This is a genomic window from Bradyrhizobium sp. ISRA464 (assembly GCF_029910095.1).
GTDB lineage: Bacteria > Pseudomonadota > Alphaproteobacteria > Rhizobiales > Xanthobacteraceae > Bradyrhizobium.
Window position 1 is genome coordinate 509,614 of sequence record NZ_CP094526.1, and the last position, 18,970, is coordinate 528,583.

16 protein-coding genes are annotated in these 18,970 nt (G+C 64.2%); 8 read left to right on the forward strand and 8 right to left on the reverse strand.

The features are described from left to right. Nucleotides 1–16 precede the first annotated feature (16 nt). Nucleotides 17–1,522, reverse strand: a complete 1,506-nt coding sequence (locus MTX19_RS02395) for a caspase family protein (protein ID WP_280982285.1) — start codon at nucleotides 1,520–1,522, stop codon at nucleotides 17–19. 357 nt (nucleotides 1,523–1,879) lie between these two features. Between MTX19_RS02395 and MTX19_RS02400 the strand changes: the two genes are divergently transcribed. Continuing rightward, complete coding sequence (locus MTX19_RS02400) at nucleotides 1,880–2,686, forward strand: N-acyl homoserine lactonase family protein (RefSeq protein WP_280982286.1); 807 nt, start codon at nucleotides 1,880–1,882, stop codon at nucleotides 2,684–2,686. A 184-nt stretch (nucleotides 2,687–2,870) separates the two neighbouring features. Here the strand turns inward: MTX19_RS02400 and MTX19_RS02405 are convergent, their stop codons facing one another. Continuing rightward, a complete protein-coding gene (locus MTX19_RS02405) occupies nucleotides 2,871–3,383 on the reverse strand; it encodes a MarR family transcriptional regulator (protein ID WP_280984668.1) in 513 nt (170 codons plus the stop codon). 202 nt (nucleotides 3,384–3,585) lie between these two features. On the opposite strand from MTX19_RS02405, the gene MTX19_RS02410 reads away from it, so the two are divergent. From MTX19_RS02410 to fahA, 5 genes are all read left to right on the forward strand, one after another. Then, nucleotides 3,586–5,214: an FAD-dependent oxidoreductase gene (locus MTX19_RS02410; protein ID WP_280985824.1), complete on the forward strand. Its 1,629-nt coding sequence runs from the start codon at nucleotides 3,586–3,588 to the stop codon at nucleotides 5,212–5,214. Between the two features lie 10 nt (nucleotides 5,215–5,224). Then, entirely contained in the window at nucleotides 5,225–5,452 is a 228-nt protein-coding gene (locus MTX19_RS02415) for a DUF2783 domain-containing protein (RefSeq protein ID WP_280982287.1), read from the forward strand. 28 nt (nucleotides 5,453–5,480) lie between these two features. After that, entirely contained in the window at nucleotides 5,481–6,437 is a 957-nt protein-coding gene (locus tag MTX19_RS02420) for an MBL fold metallo-hydrolase (RefSeq protein WP_280982288.1), read from the forward strand. Nucleotides 6,438–6,439: 2 nt separating this feature from the next. Continuing rightward, on the forward strand, nucleotides 6,440–7,786 hold the full coding sequence (gene hmgA, locus MTX19_RS02425; RefSeq protein WP_280982289.1) for a homogentisate 1,2-dioxygenase: 1,347 nt from the start codon (nucleotides 6,440–6,442) through the stop codon (nucleotides 7,784–7,786). Between the two features lie 110 nt (nucleotides 7,787–7,896). Next, nucleotides 7,897–9,165 (forward strand): fumarylacetoacetase, encoded by a 1,269-nt coding sequence (fahA, locus tag MTX19_RS02430; RefSeq protein WP_280982290.1) that lies wholly within the window; start codon nucleotides 7,897–7,899, stop codon nucleotides 9,163–9,165. Between the two features lie 178 nt (nucleotides 9,166–9,343). Here fahA and MTX19_RS02435 read toward each other — a convergent pair whose 3' ends face one another. Both MTX19_RS02435 and MTX19_RS02440 read right to left on the reverse strand, forming a co-directional pair. Next, complete coding sequence (locus MTX19_RS02435) at nucleotides 9,344–9,655, reverse strand: DUF1272 domain-containing protein (protein WP_280982291.1); 312 nt, start codon at nucleotides 9,653–9,655, stop codon at nucleotides 9,344–9,346. Nucleotides 9,656–9,800: 145 nt separating this feature from the next. After that, nucleotides 9,801–10,277, reverse strand: a complete 477-nt coding sequence (locus MTX19_RS02440; RefSeq protein ID WP_280982292.1) for an Lrp/AsnC family transcriptional regulator — start codon at nucleotides 10,275–10,277, stop codon at nucleotides 9,801–9,803. 123 nt (nucleotides 10,278–10,400) lie between these two features. Here MTX19_RS02440 and hppD point away from each other — a divergent pair, with 123 nt between their 5' ends. After that, nucleotides 10,401–11,519, forward strand: coding sequence for a 4-hydroxyphenylpyruvate dioxygenase (gene hppD / locus MTX19_RS02445; RefSeq protein ID WP_280982293.1), 1,119 nt, complete (start codon nucleotides 10,401–10,403; stop codon nucleotides 11,517–11,519). Between the two features lie 170 nt (nucleotides 11,520–11,689). On the opposite strand, the gene MTX19_RS02450 is transcribed toward hppD, so the two are convergent. The 4 genes from MTX19_RS02450 to MTX19_RS02465 all read right to left on the reverse strand — a co-directional run bounded on the left by MTX19_RS02450 (nucleotide 11,690) and on the right by MTX19_RS02465 (nucleotide 16,843). Then, nucleotides 11,690–12,802, reverse strand: a complete 1,113-nt coding sequence (locus MTX19_RS02450) for a CaiB/BaiF CoA-transferase family protein (protein ID WP_280982294.1) — start codon at nucleotides 12,800–12,802, stop codon at nucleotides 11,690–11,692. 299 nt (nucleotides 12,803–13,101) lie between these two features. After that, the gene (locus MTX19_RS02455; RefSeq protein WP_280982295.1) at nucleotides 13,102–13,902 is read right to left on the reverse strand and encodes a xanthine dehydrogenase family protein subunit M; all 801 of its coding nucleotides are present in this window, start codon (nucleotides 13,900–13,902) and stop codon (nucleotides 13,102–13,104) included. Between the two features lie 13 nt (nucleotides 13,903–13,915). After that, nucleotides 13,916–16,255: a xanthine dehydrogenase family protein molybdopterin-binding subunit gene (locus MTX19_RS02460; protein ID WP_280982296.1), complete on the reverse strand. Its 2,340-nt coding sequence runs from the start codon at nucleotides 16,253–16,255 to the stop codon at nucleotides 13,916–13,918. Nucleotides 16,256–16,357: 102 nt separating this feature from the next. Then, nucleotides 16,358–16,843: a (2Fe-2S)-binding protein gene (locus MTX19_RS02465; protein ID WP_280975074.1), complete on the reverse strand. Its 486-nt coding sequence runs from the start codon at nucleotides 16,841–16,843 to the stop codon at nucleotides 16,358–16,360. A gap of 405 nt (nucleotides 16,844–17,248) precedes the next feature. Between MTX19_RS02465 and MTX19_RS02470 the strand changes: the two genes are divergently transcribed. Continuing rightward, nucleotides 17,249–18,964 (forward strand): PQQ-dependent methanol/ethanol family dehydrogenase, encoded by a 1,716-nt coding sequence (locus MTX19_RS02470; protein ID WP_280982297.1) that lies wholly within the window; start codon nucleotides 17,249–17,251, stop codon nucleotides 18,962–18,964. Nucleotides 18,965–18,970 lie beyond the last annotated feature (6 nt).

An 18,970-nucleotide genomic window follows, 5' to 3' on the forward strand; every position in this document is an offset into this window, starting at 1 on the left:
GCGCCGATTTGCCTCGTCACTTCACGCCGTACTCGGCGAACTCCTTCACGATATTCGGGTCCATCGCCTTGGCGTTGGCGATGTCGAGATCGCCTTCCGCGATCGCGCCGTTGCGTTTCTTGGCGAGGCCCCTTCCGTACAGCGACGACGTCAGGCGCGGATTGATCTTCAGCGCCGCGTCGAAATCGGCGATCGCATTCTTGTTCTGCCCGCCCTTCAGGTTCATCAGGCCGCGGCTGTCGAGCGCATCGACAAAGTTCGGACGCAGCCGCAGCGCCTCGTTACAATCCTTCAGCGCGGCCTGCAGGTCACCGATCACGGTGCGCACCCAGCAGCGGTTGTTATAGGCCTCGACATCCTTGGGGTTCAGCCGCAGCGAATTGGTGAAGTCGCTGATTGCGAGCTGGTAGGCGCCCTTGCTGGCATAGACCTGGCCGCGGCGATACAGCGCCGCCGCATCGTCCGGATTCTTGTCGAGCCGGTCGCTCAGACCCTTGATCGTTGGATCGTCGGCAAGCGCGAGTGCGGCCGGGCTGGTCGGGGTCGGCGAGGGCTCGATCACCGTGGGCGCCTGAGCGGGCGGTGGCGGCAGGGTGATCTCGGCCTGCTTCGGTGGTGCCGGCGGCGGTGGTGGCGCCGGGGTTGGCGCTATCGCGGTCTTAACGGGCGGTGCCGGCGGAGCCTGTGCGGGCTGCGATGCTGGTGTGGGCTGTGGTGCCGCCACCTCGGCCGTAGGCGCGGCAGGCGGCAGGCTCGCAGGCTGCGGCGCGCCGCCCGGGATGAAGGAGAAATCCTCAGCCAGCGACGACGAAATCCACGGCACCTGCTCCTGGCGCGAGGCCCGGGTGACGCCGACGCGGGTGCGGTTCAGCGTCTCTTCCGCCATCAGGCCGGGGGTGCGGATTTCCTTCAGCAGCTCCCGCACGAACAGGCTGTGATCGCTGCCATTGTCGGAGACGACCGACGACAGCGCCGCCGAGTACATCACCAACGTTCCGTTGGGGGCGATCACCGGGGCAAGGCCCGCCGAAAAGCTGCGGAAGCGGCGCTCGAACGGATTGCGCCTGCTAGCGTCGATCAGGGCGATCTTGACGCCGGCGCCGCGGCTGTTGATCTCGCCAAGCACGGTCTCGAGGCTGATGCCGTCGCGGCGAACGTCGGGCTCGGCCCAGATCTGCGCATCGACCGGGATCATGTAGCTTTGCCGGTTCGATTGGATGCCGTAGCCCGAGAAGAAGATCAGCGCCACCGAGCCCGGTTTGATCTTGGCGTAGAGCTTGTCGAAGGCGCGGCGCATGCCGTCGCCGGTCAGGTTCTCGCCGATATCGACGGCGAAGCCGTCGCGCTTGAGCTCGTCGGCGACATCGCGCGCGTCGTTGATCGGCTCCTTTAGCGGCGCGTCGGCGTCCGGATATTTGGCGTTGCCGATGACCAGCGCGAAACGTTCACCGGCTGCGAGGGATGGGGCTGGCAAGGCGATCGAAAAAATCAACGTGGCGAGCAAGGCAAGGCGGATTTTCATGATCGCGGCAATCCAGATCGCGGCATTCCAAACAAAAAGGCGCCGACTCCAGCTCGCGCCTCGGCGACCTTACTCTACGGAAAAACCATTATCAAACCAGCGCCAAACCCCGTCAACGCCTCGCCGCGGCGTCGTTGATCGCAACAGTTGTGCAGGCCGGAACGCAATCGCCGCGGTCATGGCGCCATCGTCATCCGCGCATGGTGCAAGTTCCGGCGAGAGGATAATGTGATAGCTCTCACAGAGGCCGCGGCCGCTCCGTCACGCGCCTGCCACTCTGCGTGCGCGGTTTGACCTTTGCGCGGAGCGATGGCTTTGTGTGCGGGACGGCAAGCCACTCAAACAAGAGCGAAACCGATGGGAAACGCCTACGAAATCTACGCCCTGCGCTATGCGACGATGTCGCCGCGCACGCCCAACATGAACTTCCTGGCGCCTGATCCGCACGACACCACCGCGCAGGATCTCGATTACTTCGTCTGGCTGATCCGCGGCCACGGCCGTGACATCTTGGTCGACACCGGCTTCAACGCCGAGGAAGCCAAGGCGCGCGCCCGCAAGCTGACGCTCAACCCGGTCGACGCACTGGCCGGCTTCGGTGTCAGCGCCGATGCGATCCGCGACGTCATCGTTACGCATCTGCACTACGATCACGCGGGCAATCTCGACCGCTTCCCGAACGCCCGCTTCCATCTGCAGGAGCGCGAGATGAGCTACGCGACCGGCCGGTGCATGTGCAACGGCATGCTGCGCCATCCGTTCTCGGTCGAGCATGTCACGCAGATGGTGCGCCATGTCTATGGCGAGCGTGTCACCTTTCATTCCGGTGACGGCGAGATCGCGCCCGGCATCACCGTGCATCGGGTCGGTGGCCACTCCGACGGCCTGCAGGTGGTACGGGTCGAGACCGCGCGCGGCCCTGTCGTGCTGGCGTCCGACGCCGCGCATTACTATGCGAACCTGCACAGCCGCAGCCCGTTCCCGATCGTCTACAACGTCGGCGACATGGCGCAGGGCTGGGAGACCGTCGAGCGGCTCGCCGGCCATCCGGACCGATTCATTCCCGGGCACGATCCGATCGTGAGCGAAATCTATCCGCGCGCCAGCGACAAGGTCGATGCGTTCGCCTTGCATCTGGCCCCGTCGCGGTCGTTTGCGAAGTAGGCGCTAGAGCAAGATGAGTTTGGATCGAATCGGTTCGGCCGCGGATTCGCTTCACCTCTCCCAAGGGAGAGGTGAACCTCCGTTGCCGCTCCAGCTCAACCTAATCTCATCACGCGCTAGCGTCGCTAACGGAGTCGTTGCGCGGGCATGAAGGGTTGAGAGCAGGGCGAGCGGCAGAACTCGCCTAATACGCTTCCTTGGCGTCGGCCTCTTCGCTGGTCTGCACGAGATCGAGGCTTGCCTCGATCTTGCCGAGCAGGTGTCCGAGGTCGCGGCGTTCCTGCGCCGAGAGGCAGGAGAGAATCTCCTGCTCCTTGCGCAGCAGGCGCGGGATCAGCTCTTCGTACAGCGCCTGCCCCTTCTTCGTCAGTCGCAGGCGGAATTCGCGGCGGTCGTCCTCGTTCTCGACGCGCTCGACAATCTCGCGCTCCATCAGCGCCGAGACTGCGCGGCTGATGGTGGATTTGTGCGTGCGGGTGCAGTGCGCGATGTATTGTGCGCTGCAGGGGTCGGCGCGAAAACCAAGCGTTGCGAGCACGCGCCACTCCGGTATGTCGAGGCCATAGCGCGCCTGATATTCGCTCGACAGCGCCGAGCTGACCTCGGCCGAAAGCCGGTTCAGCCGGAACGGCACGAAGTGGAACAGATCAAGCCGCTTTTTCCCGGGGGCGGTATCGTCGCGCAGATCGCCGTCCAGCGCGCCGCGTGCGCGCACCGGAGGCTGGCTTGCAGAGGTCCTGGCCAAAAATCCCTCCAATTTGAGTTGACGACGGGCCCGACTGGGAGTTTAAGATAGTTGCAAGTGAGACTAATTTAGCAAGATCGCGCGCCGGTCGCAAGCTTGTCATGGAAGTCCACGGCCAAAGGCCGGCGCGGAAGGAAACATCCAGGGTCACGCTATGGCACAAGCCAATACGGCACAGGCCAAAACCCAGTTCGGCTACCGCCGCCATCCCGACCAGGACCGGTCGGGCGCCAGTGTAGCGGAACACCCTGTCGTGATCGTCGGCGCCGGCCCGGTCGGGCTGTCGCTGGCGATCGATCTCGCGCAACGCGGCCAGCACGTGGTGCTGCTCGACGATGCCGATCGGATCGGCGAGGGCTCGCGCGCGATCTGCTTTTCGAAACGCTCATTGGAGTTCTGGGATCGTCTCGGCGTCGGCGACCGCATGGTCGACAAGGGCGTGGTGTGGAGCGTCGGCCGGATCTTCCACGGCGACGCGCAGCTCTATCAATTCAATCTGCTGCCTGAGGAGGGCCACAAGCGGCCGGCCTTCATCAACCTGCAGCAGTTCTATGCAGAGGCCTATCTGGTCGATCGCGTCGAGCAACTGCCCGGGATCGATCTGCGCTGGCGCAACAAGGTGGTCGCGCTGGAGAGCCGCAACGATTGCGTCGCGCTGACGATCGCAACCCCCGACGGCGCGTACCAGGTGCGCGCGACTTTTGTCATTGCCTGCGACGGCGCCCGCTCGTCGCTGCGGCAGATGGTCGGCGCGGAGTTCGCGGGTCAGGTGTTCGAGGACCAGTTCCTGATCGCCGACGTCAAGATGACCGCGGCGTTCCCGACCGAGCGCTGGTTCTGGTTCGATCCGCCGTTCCATGCGGGGCGCTCGGCACTGCTGCACAAACAGCCGGACGACATCTGGCGGATCGATCTGCAGCTCAATCCGGATGCCGATCCCGTCGCGGAGAAGCGGCCGGAGAATGTGCGGCCGCGGATCGAGCGCATGCTCGGGCATGACAATTTCGACTTCGAGTGGATCTCGCTCTACAAGTTCCAGTGCCGGCGGATGGCCAAGTTCATCCATGGCCGGGTGATCTTCGCGGGCGATTCCGCGCATCAGGTCTCGCCGTTCGGCGCACGCGGCGCCAATTCCGGGCTCGAGGATGCCGAAAACCTGGCGTGGAAGCTCGATCGCGTGCTGCGCGGGCGTTCGCCGGAAGGGTTGCTGGAGAGCTATCACATCGAGCGCAGCGCGGCGGCGGACGAGAACATCCGCGAATCGACGCGCTCGACCGATTTCATGGCGCCGGCAACCCGGCAGGAGGCGCGGCTGCGCCAGGCGGTGCTCTCGCTCGCCAAGGAAACCGAGTTCGGCAAGCGCATGGTCAATGGCGGCCGGCTGTCGGTGCCCTCGGTCTATGATACGCCGCTGTCGACGGAGGACCGCGACGAATGGCGCGGCGGCCCGCGGCCCGGCGCCTCGATGCTGGATGCGCCTGTTGCGGAGCGCGACGGTAAGCCCAGCTTCCTGACCGAGGCCTTCATCAAGCAGGGAACACGTTTCACGCTGCTGGCGTTTGGCAATGGAGCGGTCGCCGACGTGCCTGAAGGCGTCGGCAGGATCCAGGTCGGCGGCGAGGGCGGCTTGGTCGATGCGCAAGGTCTTGCCGCCAAGCGCTACGACGCCGCACCCGATACGGCCTATCTGCTGCGGCCCGACGGCTACGTCGCCGCGCGCTTCCGCAAAGCGCAGCGGCCGGCGCTCGATGCGGCGGTGGCGCGCGCATCCGGCCTGAATTGAGGTGTCGCGCATGGCGCTGTCGACCAGTTCGAATTTCGCAAGGCCCGATGACGCCTTCCGCGCCATCGTCGAGGCGCATCGCGGCCTCACCGAGGCCCAGAGCGCCGATTTCGCTGCCGCGCTGGTTCTGGTGCTCGCCAATCACATCGGTGACATCGATGTGCTGCGCGAGGCGATCGCGCTCGCGAAGCGACGGACGCTGGATGCGGGCCAACAGCAGCAACAGCAACAACAATAGCTCGACTTAAACGAACAGGATTGAACTGATGGCCAAAGGTTTCGCCTCGACCACCGACCTCGCGGAGAAGAAGGTCACCTTCTCCGAGATCGGAACCGATCTCTATGCCTTCACCGCCGAAGGCGATCCCAACACCGCCGTGATCGTCGGCGAGGACGGCTGCCTCGTGTTCGACGCGCAGGCGACGCCCGCGATGGCCAACAAGGTGATCGAGCGGGTGCGCACCGTCACCGACAAGCCGATCAAATATGTCGTGCTGTCGCATTATCACGCCGTCCGCGTGCTCGGCGCGTCCGCCTATCACGCGCAGGGTATCGTTGCCTCGCAGGAGACCTATCGGCTGATCCAGGAGCGCGGCCAGCAGGACTGGGATTCCGAGTACGGCCGCTTCCCGCGCCTGTTCCAGGATGCCGCGAGCATTCCCGGCCTGACCTGGCCGACGCTGACCTTCGAAGGCGAGATGTCGATCTATCTGGGAAAACGCGAGGTGCGGCTGATGCAGCTCGGCGCCGGCCACACCTCCGGCGATATCGTCGCCTGGGTGCCGGATGCCGAGGTGATGTTCTCCGGCGATCTCATCGAGTACCACTCGGCCTGCTATTGCGGCGACGCGCATTTGCGCGAATGGCCGATGACGCTGAACGAGATCCGCGCCTTCAATCCGAAGGCGATCGCGCCGGGCCGCGGCGATGCGTTGACCGGCCTGTCGACCACGCGCGATGCGATCGCAATGACCCGCGACTTCGTCACCACGCTCTATGGCGCCGCCGAAAGCTCCGTCGCCAAAGGCCGCACGCTGAAGGAATCGATGGCCGCGACGCGCGAGGTGATGGATCCGAAATTCGCAAGCTTCGCGATTTACGAGCATTGCCTGCCGTTCAACGTCTCCCGCGCCTATGACGAGGCGTCCGGGATCGACGATCCCGTGATCTGGACCGACAAGCGCGACCAGGAAATGTGGGCCGCCCTGCAAGGAGGAGGATGACCATGAATATCAACACCTCGCCTGATCAGATCGTTCGCAGCACCGCGCAGGTGACGCCGGGCTATATGTCCGGCTTCGGCAACAGCTTTGAGACCGAGGCGCTGCCCGGCGCGCTGCCGATGGGGCGCAACTCGCCGCAGCGCTGTGCCTACGGGCTCTACGCCGAACAGCTCTCGGGCTCGCCGTTCACGGCACCGCGGGGCACCAATGAGCGCTCCTGGCTCTATCGCATCCGTCCGTCGGTCAAGCATTCCGGCCGCTTCGCCAAGGTTGGTGCCGGGCTGTGGCGGACCGCGCCGTGCCACGAATACGACATGCCGATCGCGCAACTGCGCTGGGACCCCGCGCCGATCCCGAAGGAGGACAAGACCTTCCTGCAGGGCGTGCAGACCATGACCACGGCGGGCGATGCCAACACGCAAGCCGGCATGGCGGCGCACGTCTATCTCATCACCAAATCGATGGTGGACCAGCATTTCTACAATGCCGATGGCGAGATGCTGTTCGTGTTGCAGCAGGGCAATTTGCGCTTCGTCACCGAGTTCGGCCGCATCGATGCCGAGCCTGGCGAGATCGTGGTGATCCCGCGCGGCGTCAAGTTCCGCGTCGAGATTCTAAATGGTCCGGCGCGCGGGTATCTCTGCGAAAACTACGGCGGTGCGTTCACGCTGCCGGAGCGCGGCCCGATCGGCGCCAACTGCCTCGCCAATTCGCGCGACTTCCTGACGCCCGTTGCGTCCTATGAGGACAAGGACACGCCGACCGAGCTCTACGTGAAATGGGGCGGCTCGCTGTTCAAGACCACGCTGCCGCATTCGCCGATCGACGTGGTCGCCTGGCACGGCAATTATGCGCCGTACAAATATGACCTGCGCACCTTCTCGCCGGTCGGCGCGATCGCTTTCGATCACCCCGATCCCTCGATCTTCACGGTGCTGACCTCGCCGTCGGAGACCGCGGGCACCGCGAATATCGACTTCGTGATCTTCCCGGAGCGCTGGTTGGTGGCCGACAACACCTTCCGTCCGCCGTGGTATCACATGAATATCATGTCGGAATTCATGGGCCTGATCTACGGCGTCTACGACGCCAAGCCGCAGGGCTTCGTGCCCGGCGGAATCAGCTTGCACAACTGCATGCTGCCGCATGGCCCCGACCGCGAGGCCTTCGAGCACGCCAGCAACAGCGAGCTCAAGCCGGTGAAGCTGACCGGCACCATGGCCTTCATGTTCGAAACGCGGTTTCCCCAGCGCGTGACCAAGCATGCGGCGACGTCGTCGACGCTGCAGGACGATTATTCGGATTGCTGGAAGGGTCTGGAAAAGAAGTTCGATCCGAGCAAGCCGTAGAATTCATGTCAATCGTCCATCGCCGGGCTTGACCCGGCGATCCATCGGGGTTCCTGAAGATGGATGCCCGGGTCAAGCCGGGTATGACGACTTTCTGATTGGAGAAATCCGTGCCCCACCCCAACGACCCCAAACTCCGCTCCTTCATCGACGTCGCGCCGACCTCCGACTTTCCGATCCAGAATCTGCCTTATGGCGTGTTCTCGGCGAACGGATTGGCCCCTCGCGTCGGCGTCGCGATCGGCGACTATGTGCTCGATCTCTGGGAGCTCGAGCAGGACTCGCGGCTCGATGTCGGGCCGCTCGGCGTTTTCTCGCAGCCGTCGCTCAACGCCTTCATGGCGCTGGGGCCGAAAGTGTGGTCGGCGACGCGGGCGCGGATCAGCGAGCTGCTGCGCTCCGATCACCCGGAGCTACGGGACAACAGGGAATTGCGGGCGCGGGCGCTGGTGCCGATGGCTGACGTCAAGCTGCACATGCCGTTTGCGGTCTCGGGCTACACCGATTTCTATTCGTCGAAGGAGCACGCCACCAATGTCGGCGTCATGTTCCGCGGCAAGGACAACGCGCTGCAGCCGAACTGGCTGCACATGCCGATTGGTTACAACGGCCGCGCCTCGACCGTGGTGGTAAGCGGCACCAAGGTGCGCCGGCCGCGCGGCCAGCTGAAGCCGCCGACCGCTGAGGTGCCGAGCTTCGGCCCGTGCAAGCGGCTCGATTTCGAGCTGGAGATGGGCGTGGTCGTGGGACAGGCGTCGCCGATGGGCGAGATGCTGACCGAGAAGCAGGCCGAGGAGATGATCTTCGGCTTCGTCATCCTCAACGACTGGAGCGCGCGCGACATCCAGCAGTGGGAGTACGTGCCGCTCGGTCCGTTCCAGGCCAAGGCGTTCGCCACATCGATCAGCCCCTGGGTGGTGACGCGCGAAGCGCTGGAGCCGTTCCGGATGCAGGGCCCGGCGCAGCAGCCGGAGCCGCTCGCTTATCTGAAGCAGACGCAGCCGAACAATTACGACATGCAGCTCGATGTCGCGCTGCGTGCCGGGTCGATGAACGAGACGAAGACGATCTGCAGCACCAATTTCAAGTACATGTACTGGTCGTCGGTGCAGCAGCTTGTGCACCACGCCTCATCCGGCTGCGCCATGAATGTCGGCGACCTCTTAGGGTCGGGCACGATCTCCGGCCCGGAGAAGCATCAGCGCGGCAGCTTGCTCGAGATCAGCTGGAACGGGACCGAGCCGGTCGAGCTTGCCGGCGGCGTCAAGCGCTCGTTCCTCGAAGACGGCGATTCGCTCGTCATGCGCGGCTGGTGCCAGGGCGACGGCTACCGCGTCGGCTTCGGCGAGGTTGAAGGGACGATCGTCGCGGCGGAGTGATTCTGTTCGACGGTCGCAGCCGGTCGCTTAGCCTCCCCTTGAAAAGGGGAGGTCGGTTTGCGCTGAAAGCGCAAACCGGGTGGGGATCTTGCCTCTCCACGAACGCCGGCACCCGTGGCTGACCCCCACCCCGCCCTCCCCCTTTGCCGGGGGAGGGAGCCGGAGAGCGGGGCAAGCCTCACCGCTCCTCGGGGCGAATATCCTTCAGCCGCGCCGAATGCGCGGCGACATCCTCGAGGCTGTATTTCAGATGCACCCGCTTGTCTGACGGTGGCTGTTTCGCCGTGCACACGCCCGGCCGCCACTCCTTCGCGGGCCGGATCGGCCGCGGCGCGAAGCCGCCGCCGCAGTTCGGGCAGACATTGCCGAGCTTGGTGTCGGCGCAGTCCGCGCAGAACGTACATTCATACGAACAGATCCGCGCGTCTGTCGCGTTCGGCGGCAGGTCCTTGTCGCAATATTCGCAGTTCGGTCGCATCTGCAGCGCCATCGTCGTCCCTCTTGCCGGATGTTGGAGGAATGATCGCAAATCGGTCCGGGAAAGCGAATGACGGATTTCCCTCGATTTGCGCCAGAGCAGAGCGTTTTCCAGCGAAGTGGGACCGGTTCGCGTGAAGAAAACGCGCCAAAAAGGACTACCCCTGCAACGCCGTGAGCGGCAGCTTTGAGCTCTCCTTCAGCCGATCGAGCACGATCGAAGAGCGCACATGGGCGACGCTCTGGTGCGGCATCAGCACATTGTTGACGATGTCGGACAGGCTCTTGAGGTCGCGCAGCATCACCTTGAGCACGTAATCGGCATCTCCCGTCAGCGCATAGGCCTCCTGGATATCGTCGACGCGGTTGACCAGCTCGCGAAACCGCTTGGCGTTGTCGGGCGAATGGGTCGCCAGCGTGATGTGGATGAAGGCGATCAGGCCGAAGCCGAGCGCTTCGCCGGCAAGATCGGCGTGATAGCCGGAGATGACCTTTTCCTCCTCCAGCCGCATCCGGCGGCGCGAGCATTGCGAGGCGGACAGGCCGACGAGGTCGGCCAATTGCTGGTTGGTCAGCCGGCCGTCGTCCTGTAGCGCGGCGAGCATTTTAAGGTCGAAGGTGTCGACTTCAGTCATGCGTCAAGATCCAATTCTGTGCACATATCGTGCGCAATCTTAGCAAATCGTGAAGCATTTTGCACGCACCTTGCGCAGCAGGTGACGGAAACTGATCTCCAGACAAATCAGGGAGATATCGCCATGGGTCCGTTTCCGCACGATGCGCCGCCGGCCGAGATCAGCGCCGACAACCCGATGGGCACCGACGGCTTCGAGTTCGTCGAATATGCGCACCCAAATCCGGGCGAGCTGCATGCCCTGTTCAAGCTGATGGGCTTCGTCGCGGTCGCCCGCCACAAGGCGAAGAAGATCACGGTCTATCGCCAGGGCGACATCAACTATCTTGTCAACGAACAGCCCGGCACCCACGGCTTCAATTTTGTCGCCGAGCACGGACCGTGTGCGCCATCAATGGCGTTCCGCGTGGTCGACGCCAAGCAGGCCTATGAGCGCGCGATCTCGCTCGGCGCCGAGCCGGCGGAAGCCTCATCCGCGCAGAAGACGCTCGATGTGCCCGCGATCAAGGGCATCGGCGGCAGCCTGCTCTATTTCGTCGATCGCTACGGCGCCAAGGGCTCGGCCTATGATGCCGAGTTCGAATGGCTCGGCGCGGAGAATCCGCGGCCCGCGGGCTCGGGCCTCTACTACGTCGATCACCTCACCCACAACGTCCATCGTGGGCGCATGGATGTCTGGACCAGCTTCTATGCAAAGCTGTTCAACTTCCGCCAGATCCGCTTCTTCGACATCGAGGGCCGCGCGTCAGGCCTGTTCTCCCGCGCGCTGACCAGCCCGGACGGCAAGATCAGGATTCCGATCAACGAGGACGCCGGCGATTCCGGGCAGATCGAGGAGTATCTCAACATTTATCGCGGCGAGGGCATCCAGCACATCGCCTGCGGCGCCCGCGATATCTATCGCACCGTCGAGACGCTGCGTGACGCCGGTCTGCCCTTCATGCCGTCACCGCCCGACACTTATTTCGAGCGGATCGACACCCGCCTGCCGAAGCATGGTGAAGACGTCGCGCGGCTGCAGACAAACGGCATCCTGATCGACGGCGAGGGCGTGGTCGAGGGCGGCCAGACCAAGGTGCTGCTGCAGATCTTCTCGGCGAACGCGATCGGGCCGATCTTCTTCGAATTCATTCAGCGCAAGGGTGACGACGGCTTCGGCGAAGGCAACTTCAAGGCGCTGTTCGAATCGATCGAGGAGGACCAGATTCGCCGCGGCGTGCTCAAGGTCGATCACGCGGCGTAGGACTTCGTGGGTACGGCGCTACGCGTCCTTATCCACTCTGCGTTCTCTGCGCCGTCATTGCGAGCGAAGCGAAGCAATCCATTTCGCCGTTCGCGGAACGATGGATTGCTTCGTCGCTTCAGCGCAAAATTGCCTTGCATTTTTGTCGCGAGCTCGCATGACAGCGGAAGTTACCTCGCGACCTTCCACGCGCTCGTCACATCCCCGATCTTCGCCACCTCCGGCTCGCGGATCGCGGAGGGGGTGCGCGAGAAGCGCGGCGCGGGGGCGGGCTGGGTGACGCCGTGGCGCTTGACGAACACGTTGCGCGCCGCCATGTGCGGATGCTTCGGCGCCTCCTCCATGGTGAGTACAGGCGCGAAGCAGATGTCGGTGCCTTCCATGATCTTGCACCAGTCCGCGCGCGTCTTGCTCTTGAAGACCTTGGTCAGCTTCTCCTTCAGCGCCGGCCACGCCTTGCGATCCATCTGCGCGTCGAAATCGGCGTCGGTCAGATCGGCATGCTTGCGCAGCAGCGCGTAGAATTGCGGCTCGATCGAGCCGATCGAGATGAAGTTGCCGCAAGAGCATTCGTAGACGCCGTAGAAGTGCGCGCCGCCGTCGAGGAAGTTCTGGTCGCGGCCGCCGCTCCAGCGGCCCTGTGCGCTCATGTCGTAGAACATCGACATCAGCGATGCCGCGCCGTCGCACATCGCGGTGTCCACGACCTGGCCCTTGCCGGATTTCTGCGCTTCCAGCAGTGCGGCGAGCACGCCGACCACGAGATACAGCGCGCCCCCGCCGAAATCGCCGACCAGGTTGAGCGGCGGCACCGGCCTCTCCTTGGTGCCGATCGCTGCGAGCGCGCCCGTGATCGAGATGTAGTTGATGTCGTGGCCGGCGGCGTGCGCCAGCGGGCCTTCCTGGCCCCAGCCGGTCATGCGGCCATAGACCAGCTTCGGATTGCGCGCGAGCACGACGTCGGGGCCGAGCCCAAGGCGCTCCATTACGCCGGGGCGGAAACCTTCGATCAGGGCATCGGCATGGCTCAGCAGTTCGAGCACCTCTGTGATCGCGGCCTTGTTCTTCAGGTCGAGTTCGATCACCTTGCGACCACGCGTTGCGACCGCCTTCAGGTTCTTGCCGGCGCCGACGCGATCGAGGGTGATGACCTCGGCTCCCATGTCGGCGAGCAGCATGCAGGCGAACGGGCCGGGGCCGATGCCGGCGAATTCGACGATGCGGAAGCCGGCGAGCGGGCCGGAGGTGCGGGCGGCGGTTTGGGAGGCTGGTTTATCGAGCACGTTGTTGGTCCGTTGTAGTTAGGAGTTATGCGGATGAGGTCTCGTGGCTGCGGCGGTATCGCTGCGCGTCACCTGACGTCGGACTCATTCCACGGTCGTGGCAAACGGTGTGCGTCGGTGATGCCGAATGTCATGCGCGTCCTCGCCCCGTCCGTGCGACGGTATTTTTAATTAGCTGATTAGCTAAATTGTCTCGCCGAATACGCCGTGTGGCAAGCGGCTTTTTGTCCGTGCTCATCCGCAAAAAACGAACGGCGCGCATCGCTGCGCGCCGTTCTTGCACTTGTGTCTAGACGCTATCAACCCGCGGCGGTAACCGCGCGCTGTCCCATCACCTTGATCAGGTTGGCGCGATAGTCTGCCGAGCCGTGGATGTCGGCGAGCAGCCCGTTCGACGGGATCTTGACGCTATCGAGCGCACTGGGCGACCAATTCGCCTTCAGCGCGCCCTCGATCGCCGGGACCCGCATGACGCCGCTCTGCGATGCGCCGGTCGCCGCGGCGCGGACGTCGCCGGCGTTGGTCTTGGCGACGAACACGCCGGTCAGCGCGAAGCGCGAGGCCGGGTTCGGAAATTTCGCATAGCCCGCCTTGGCCGGAACGGGGAACGAGACCGCCGTGATGATCTCGCCGTCCTCAAGCGCGGTCGCGAACAGGCCTTTGAAGAAGTCCTCGGCGGCGATCGACCGCTTGTTGGTCTTGATCGTCGCGCCAAGCGCCAGCACCGCCGCCGGATAGTCCGCCGCCGGATCATTGTTGGCGAGCGAGCCGCCGATCGTGCCGCGATAGCGCACGGCGGGATCGCCGATCATCGACGCCAGATTGGCGAGCGCCGGGATCGCTTTCCTGACCGCATCGCTCTGCGCCACATCGTGATGCGGCGTCGCGGCCTTGATGGTGACAGTGTCGCCCGAAACCTCGATGCCGATCATCTCCGGCACCTTGGAGAGGTCGATCACGTCGGACGGCGCGGCGAGACGTTGCTTCATCACGGGGAGCAGGGTTTGTCCGCCGGCAAGGAATTTTGATTCCGTGCCCTTGGCGAAGGTTGCCGCGGCGTCGGCGACCGAGGAAGCGCGGTGATAATTTGTCTCGTACATGGCTCTTCCTCCCTCAACCGTGAATGGCGTTCCAGACGCGATCGGGCGTCGCCGGCATTTCCAGCTTGTTGTTGCCGATGGCGTCCGTGATCGCATTGATCACGGCAGCCGAAGCGCCGATCGCGCCGGCCTCGCCGCAGCCCTTGACGCCGAGCGGATTGCCCGGACACAGCGTCGTGGTGTGCGAGAGCTGGAACGACGGCAGGTCGTCGGCACGCGGCATGGTGTAATCCATGAAGGATGCGGTCACGAGCTGACCGTTGCCGTCATAGACCACGCCTTCGAGCAGGGCCTGGCCGATGCCCTGCGCCAAGCCGCCATGAACCTGGCCCTCGACGATCATCGGGTTGATCAGCCGGCCGAAGTCGTCTGCCGCCACGAAGTTGACGAAGGAGGTCTTGCCGGTGGTGGGATCGACCTCGAGCTCGCAGATATAGGCGCCGGCCGGGAAGGTGAAGTTGGTCGGGTCGTAGAACGCCGTCTCCTTCAGGCCCGGCTCCATGCCTTCGGGCAGGTTGTGCGCGGTGTAGGCCGCGAGCGCGACCATCGGCAGCGCGATCGACTTGTCGGTGCCTGTGACCTTGAACTCGCCGTTCTCGATCACGATGTCGCTCTCGGAGGCTTCGAGCGCGTGCGCCGCGATCTTCTTAGCCTTGGCCTCGACCTTCTCCATCGCCTTCACGATCGCGGTGCCGCCGACCGCGAGCGAGCGCGACCCGTAAGTGCCCATGCCGAACTGCACCTTGTCGGTGTCGCCATGGACGATCGAGACCTGGCTGAGCGGCACGCCGAGACGCTCCGCGATGATCTGGCAGAACGTCGTCTCGTGGCCCTGGCCGTGGCTGTGCGAGCCGGTGAGGACCTCGATGGTGCCGACCGGGTTGACGCGGATCTCCGCGGACTCCCAGAGGCCGACGCCGGCGCCGAGGCTGCCGACCGCTTTCGATGGCGCGATGCCGCAGGCCTCGATGTAGCAGGAGATGCCGATGCCGCGCAGTTTGCCGTCGGCCTTCGCCTTGGCCTTGCGGCCCGGGAAGCCGGCGTAATCGATCGCCTTCATCGCGGCGTCGATCGAAGCGTGGAAGTCGCCGACGTCATACGCCATGATCACAGGCGTCTGATACGGGAACTGGGTGATGAAGTTCTTCTTGCGCAGCTCGGCCGGGTCGACCTTCAACTGCCGCGCCGCGGTCTCCATCATCCGCTCGATCAGGTAGCTGGCCTCCGGGCGGCCGGCGCCGCGATAAGCGTCGACCGGCGTCGTGTTGGTGTAGACGCCCATCACCTCGGCATAGATCGCCGGGATCACATACTGGCCCGACAGCAGCGTCGCATAGAGATAGGTCGGCACCGCCGAGGAGAACAGCGACATATAGGCGCCGAAATTGGCGTGGGTCTTCACCCTGAGACCAAGGATCTTGTTGTCCTTGTCGAACGCCATCTCTGCCTTCGAGACATGGTCGCGGCCATGCGCGTCGGTGAGGAAGGCCTCGGAGCGGTCACCGGTCCACTTCACCGGGCGGTTGACCTTCTTCGAAGCCCACAGCGCCACCATCTCTTCCGGATAGATGTAGATCTTCGAGCCGAAGCCGCCGCCGACGTCGGGCGCGATCACGCGCAGCTTGTGCTCCGGCGCGATGTTATAGAATGCCGACAGCACCAGGCGGGCGACGTGCGGGTTCTGCGACGTGGTGTAAAGCGTAAAGTGCTCGTCGGCCTGGTCGTAATGCGCGATCGCCGCGCGCGGCTCCATCGCGTTCGGCACCAGGCGGTTGTTGGTGAGCTCGAGCGTCACCACGTTGGCTGCCTTGCTGAAGGCCTCCTTCACCGCGGCTTCGTCGCCGAGGTGCCAGTCATACACGACGTTGCCGGGAGCTTCGGGGTGAAGCTGCGGCGCGCCGGGCTTGATCGCGGCCTTGATGTCGGGCACCGCGGGAAGCTCTTCATAGTTGACGACGACCGCTTCGGCCGCGTCCCTGGCCTGATTCTTGGTTTCGGCGATCACGACCGCGACCGCCTGTCCGACGAAACGCACGGTCTCCGGCGCCATCGCCGGCCACGCGCCCATTTTCATCGGCGAACCATCCTTCGAGGTGATCGCCCAGCCGCAGATGAGGTTGCCGACCTTGTCGTCGACGAGCTGCTGCCCGGTCAGCACCGCGATCACGCCGGGCATCTTCATGGCCTCGGCTGAATCGATGCCCGTGACCTTGGCATGCGCATGCGGGCTGCGGATGAAGTGAGCATAGCTCATGCCCACCATCTTGATATCGTCGACGTAACGTCCCTGTCCGGTTATGAACCGGCGATCTTCCTTGCGCACGACACGTGCGCCGATTCCTTCAACACCCATGGTCTAGTCCTCCCGACCGGAGATTTCGATTTGCCGCCGTTTCCATCGAGATCGGCGGTGATGAGCTTGATCGTGCGTGGTCCTGTACAGCCCTTGGGGCTGCTATTCGGCGGCCTGCGCGACCTTCATGCGGCCGGCTGCATCGAGCACCGCTTTGACGATGTTGTGGTAGCCGGTGCAGCGGCAGATATTGCCTTCGAGCTCGTGGCGGACCGTTTCCTCGTCGAGATTGCCGCCATGGCGGTGCACGATATCGACAGCGGACATGATCATGCCGGGGGTGCAGTAACCGCACTGCAGGCCGTGATTGTCGCGGAAGGCCGCCTGCATCGGGTGCAGCTCGTCGCCCTTGGCGAGGCCTTCGATCGTGGTGACGTTGCAGCCGGCGGCCTGGCCGGCCAGCATGGTGCAGGATTTGACTGCCCGTCCGTCGACATGGACGACGCAGGCACCGCACTGGCTGGTATCGCAGCCGACATGGGTACCGGTCAGGTTCAGGTTTTCGCGCAAGAGATGCACGAGGAGGGTCCGGTCCTCGACGTCGACCGAGACCGCCCTGCCGTTTACCGTCAGTTTGACTGTAGACACGCGTTCCTCCCAAAGTCTCAATTATTGGCTCAGTAGAGCACGCTTCATGGGGGGCGTAACCGCGATCTAAGTCGTAGTCGCGACCCTGTCATGAAGGGTGCCGGGCCTGTGCTTCGATCCTAGCAGGCCGCCGGTGGATGGGCAATTTACAAGCCCGCACCGATCGTCCCAAGCGCACGTGATGCACCCGCCTTTATGGCGCTTGCGATCGCCAACCTGTCGATCGCGACGCGCGGCAAAGCACCGTCCGCGATGGCTACTACCTTCCGCCTATAACGGCCAAAAAACGTTGCTGTCATTTTCATCGGCGATGCAGCGACGAAAGATCGCGCGTTCATGAATTGGTTAGAAAGCCGCGCCCGCGACGCATCCGTCGCGGCAACGAAACCATATTGGAGGAAACAGATGAAGCTGAGGAGCGGGACTTTCTTTGCCGGCGTGTCGCTGGCCGCCATGCTGATGGCGAGTGTCGGCGTGTCGAGAGCGAATGATTCCGTCGTAAAGGCGGCATCGGATCCCAACGGGTGGGCCGTCGCAGGCCACGACTACGGCAATACGCGCTTCAGCCCCCTGAAGCAAATCAACTCCGAGAACGTCGGCAAGCTGCAGCTGGCCTATTCGATGTCGCTGGCCTCGCTGCGTTCCAACGAGTCCTCGCCGATCGTGATCGGCAAGACCCTCTACGTCTCGACCTCCTGGGGGCCGAAATACGTCTATGCGATCGATGCCGCGACCGGGGCGCGCAAATGGACCTATCAGCCTGATATCCCCGACGACGTGCTTCAATACGCCTGCTGCGACGTCAACAATCGTGGCGTGTCCTATGCCAACGGCAAGATCTTCGTCGGCCGGCTCGATGGCAAGCTGACCGCGCTCGATGCCGAGACCGGCAAGGAGCTCTGGACCTCGACCGTCGTCGACTACAAGCAGGGCTCGGTCATCACCTCGCCGCCGCTCGTGGTCCGCGACAAGGTCATCACCGGCTTCGGCGGCGGCGAATACGGCGTCCGCGGTGCGCTGCAGGCGTTCGACCTTAACACCGGCAAGCTGCTCTGGCAGACCTACACGGTGCCAGCGCCCGGCGAACCCGGCAGCGAGACCTGGAAGGGCGACACCGGCCTGCACGGCGGCGGCGCAGCCTGGCTGGTCGGCTCCTACGACGCCAAGTCCGACACGGTCTATTGGGGAACCAGCAATCCGGGTCCCTGGAACACCGGCGTGCGCTCCACCGGCGACGGCAATTTCGGCAAGCTGACCAACCTGTACACGGCGTCCACGCTCGCGATCGATCCCAACACCGGCAAGATCAAGTGGCATATCCAGGGCACGCCAGCCGACGCCTGGGATTATGACGGCGTCAACGAGCTCGTGCTCGCCAACCTGAAGATCAAGGGCGCCGAGACTCCGGTGCTGATGAAGGCGGACCGCAACGGCTTCTTCTTCGTCGCCAACCGCGAAACCGGCAAGGTGATCTCGGCCGAGAAATATGTCTTCGCGAACTGGGCCAAGAAGTGGGACGTCAACACGATGCGGGCCGAAGAGGATCCGGACAAGCGGCCCGGCCCCGGCCATCCCGCCAAGGACATCTGCCCGAACCTGATCGGCGGCAAGAACTGGCAGCCGATGTCGTTCAACCCGCAGACCGGCCTCGTCTACATCCCGACCAACAATGTCTGCATGGACTGGTCGGTCAGTGACGTGAACTACAAGCGCGGCGTGTTCTATCTCGGCGCCGAATTCCCGACCAAGGCAGGTCCCGGCGGCTTCCTCGGCGAGCTCGTGGCCTGGGATCCCATCGCCAACAAGAAGGTGTGGGGCCTCAAGGAAGACCTGCCCTTCAACGGCGGCACGCTGACGACGGCCGGCAACCTGGTGTTCTCGGGCAATCTGCATGGCGACTTCCGCGCCATCGATGCCAAGAACGGCAAGGTGCTGTGGAGCAAGAACCTCGGCAGCGGCATCGGCGCCGGTCCGGTGACCTACTCGGTCGACGGCAAGCAGTATGTCGCGATCGTGGTCGGACGCACGGCGTCGATCCCGGCCTTCCTCGGCGACATCGGCAAGAAGATGACCGCCGCGGCGCCCGAGGGCGGCTCGCTGTTCGTGTTCACCGTGCAGTAACGATTG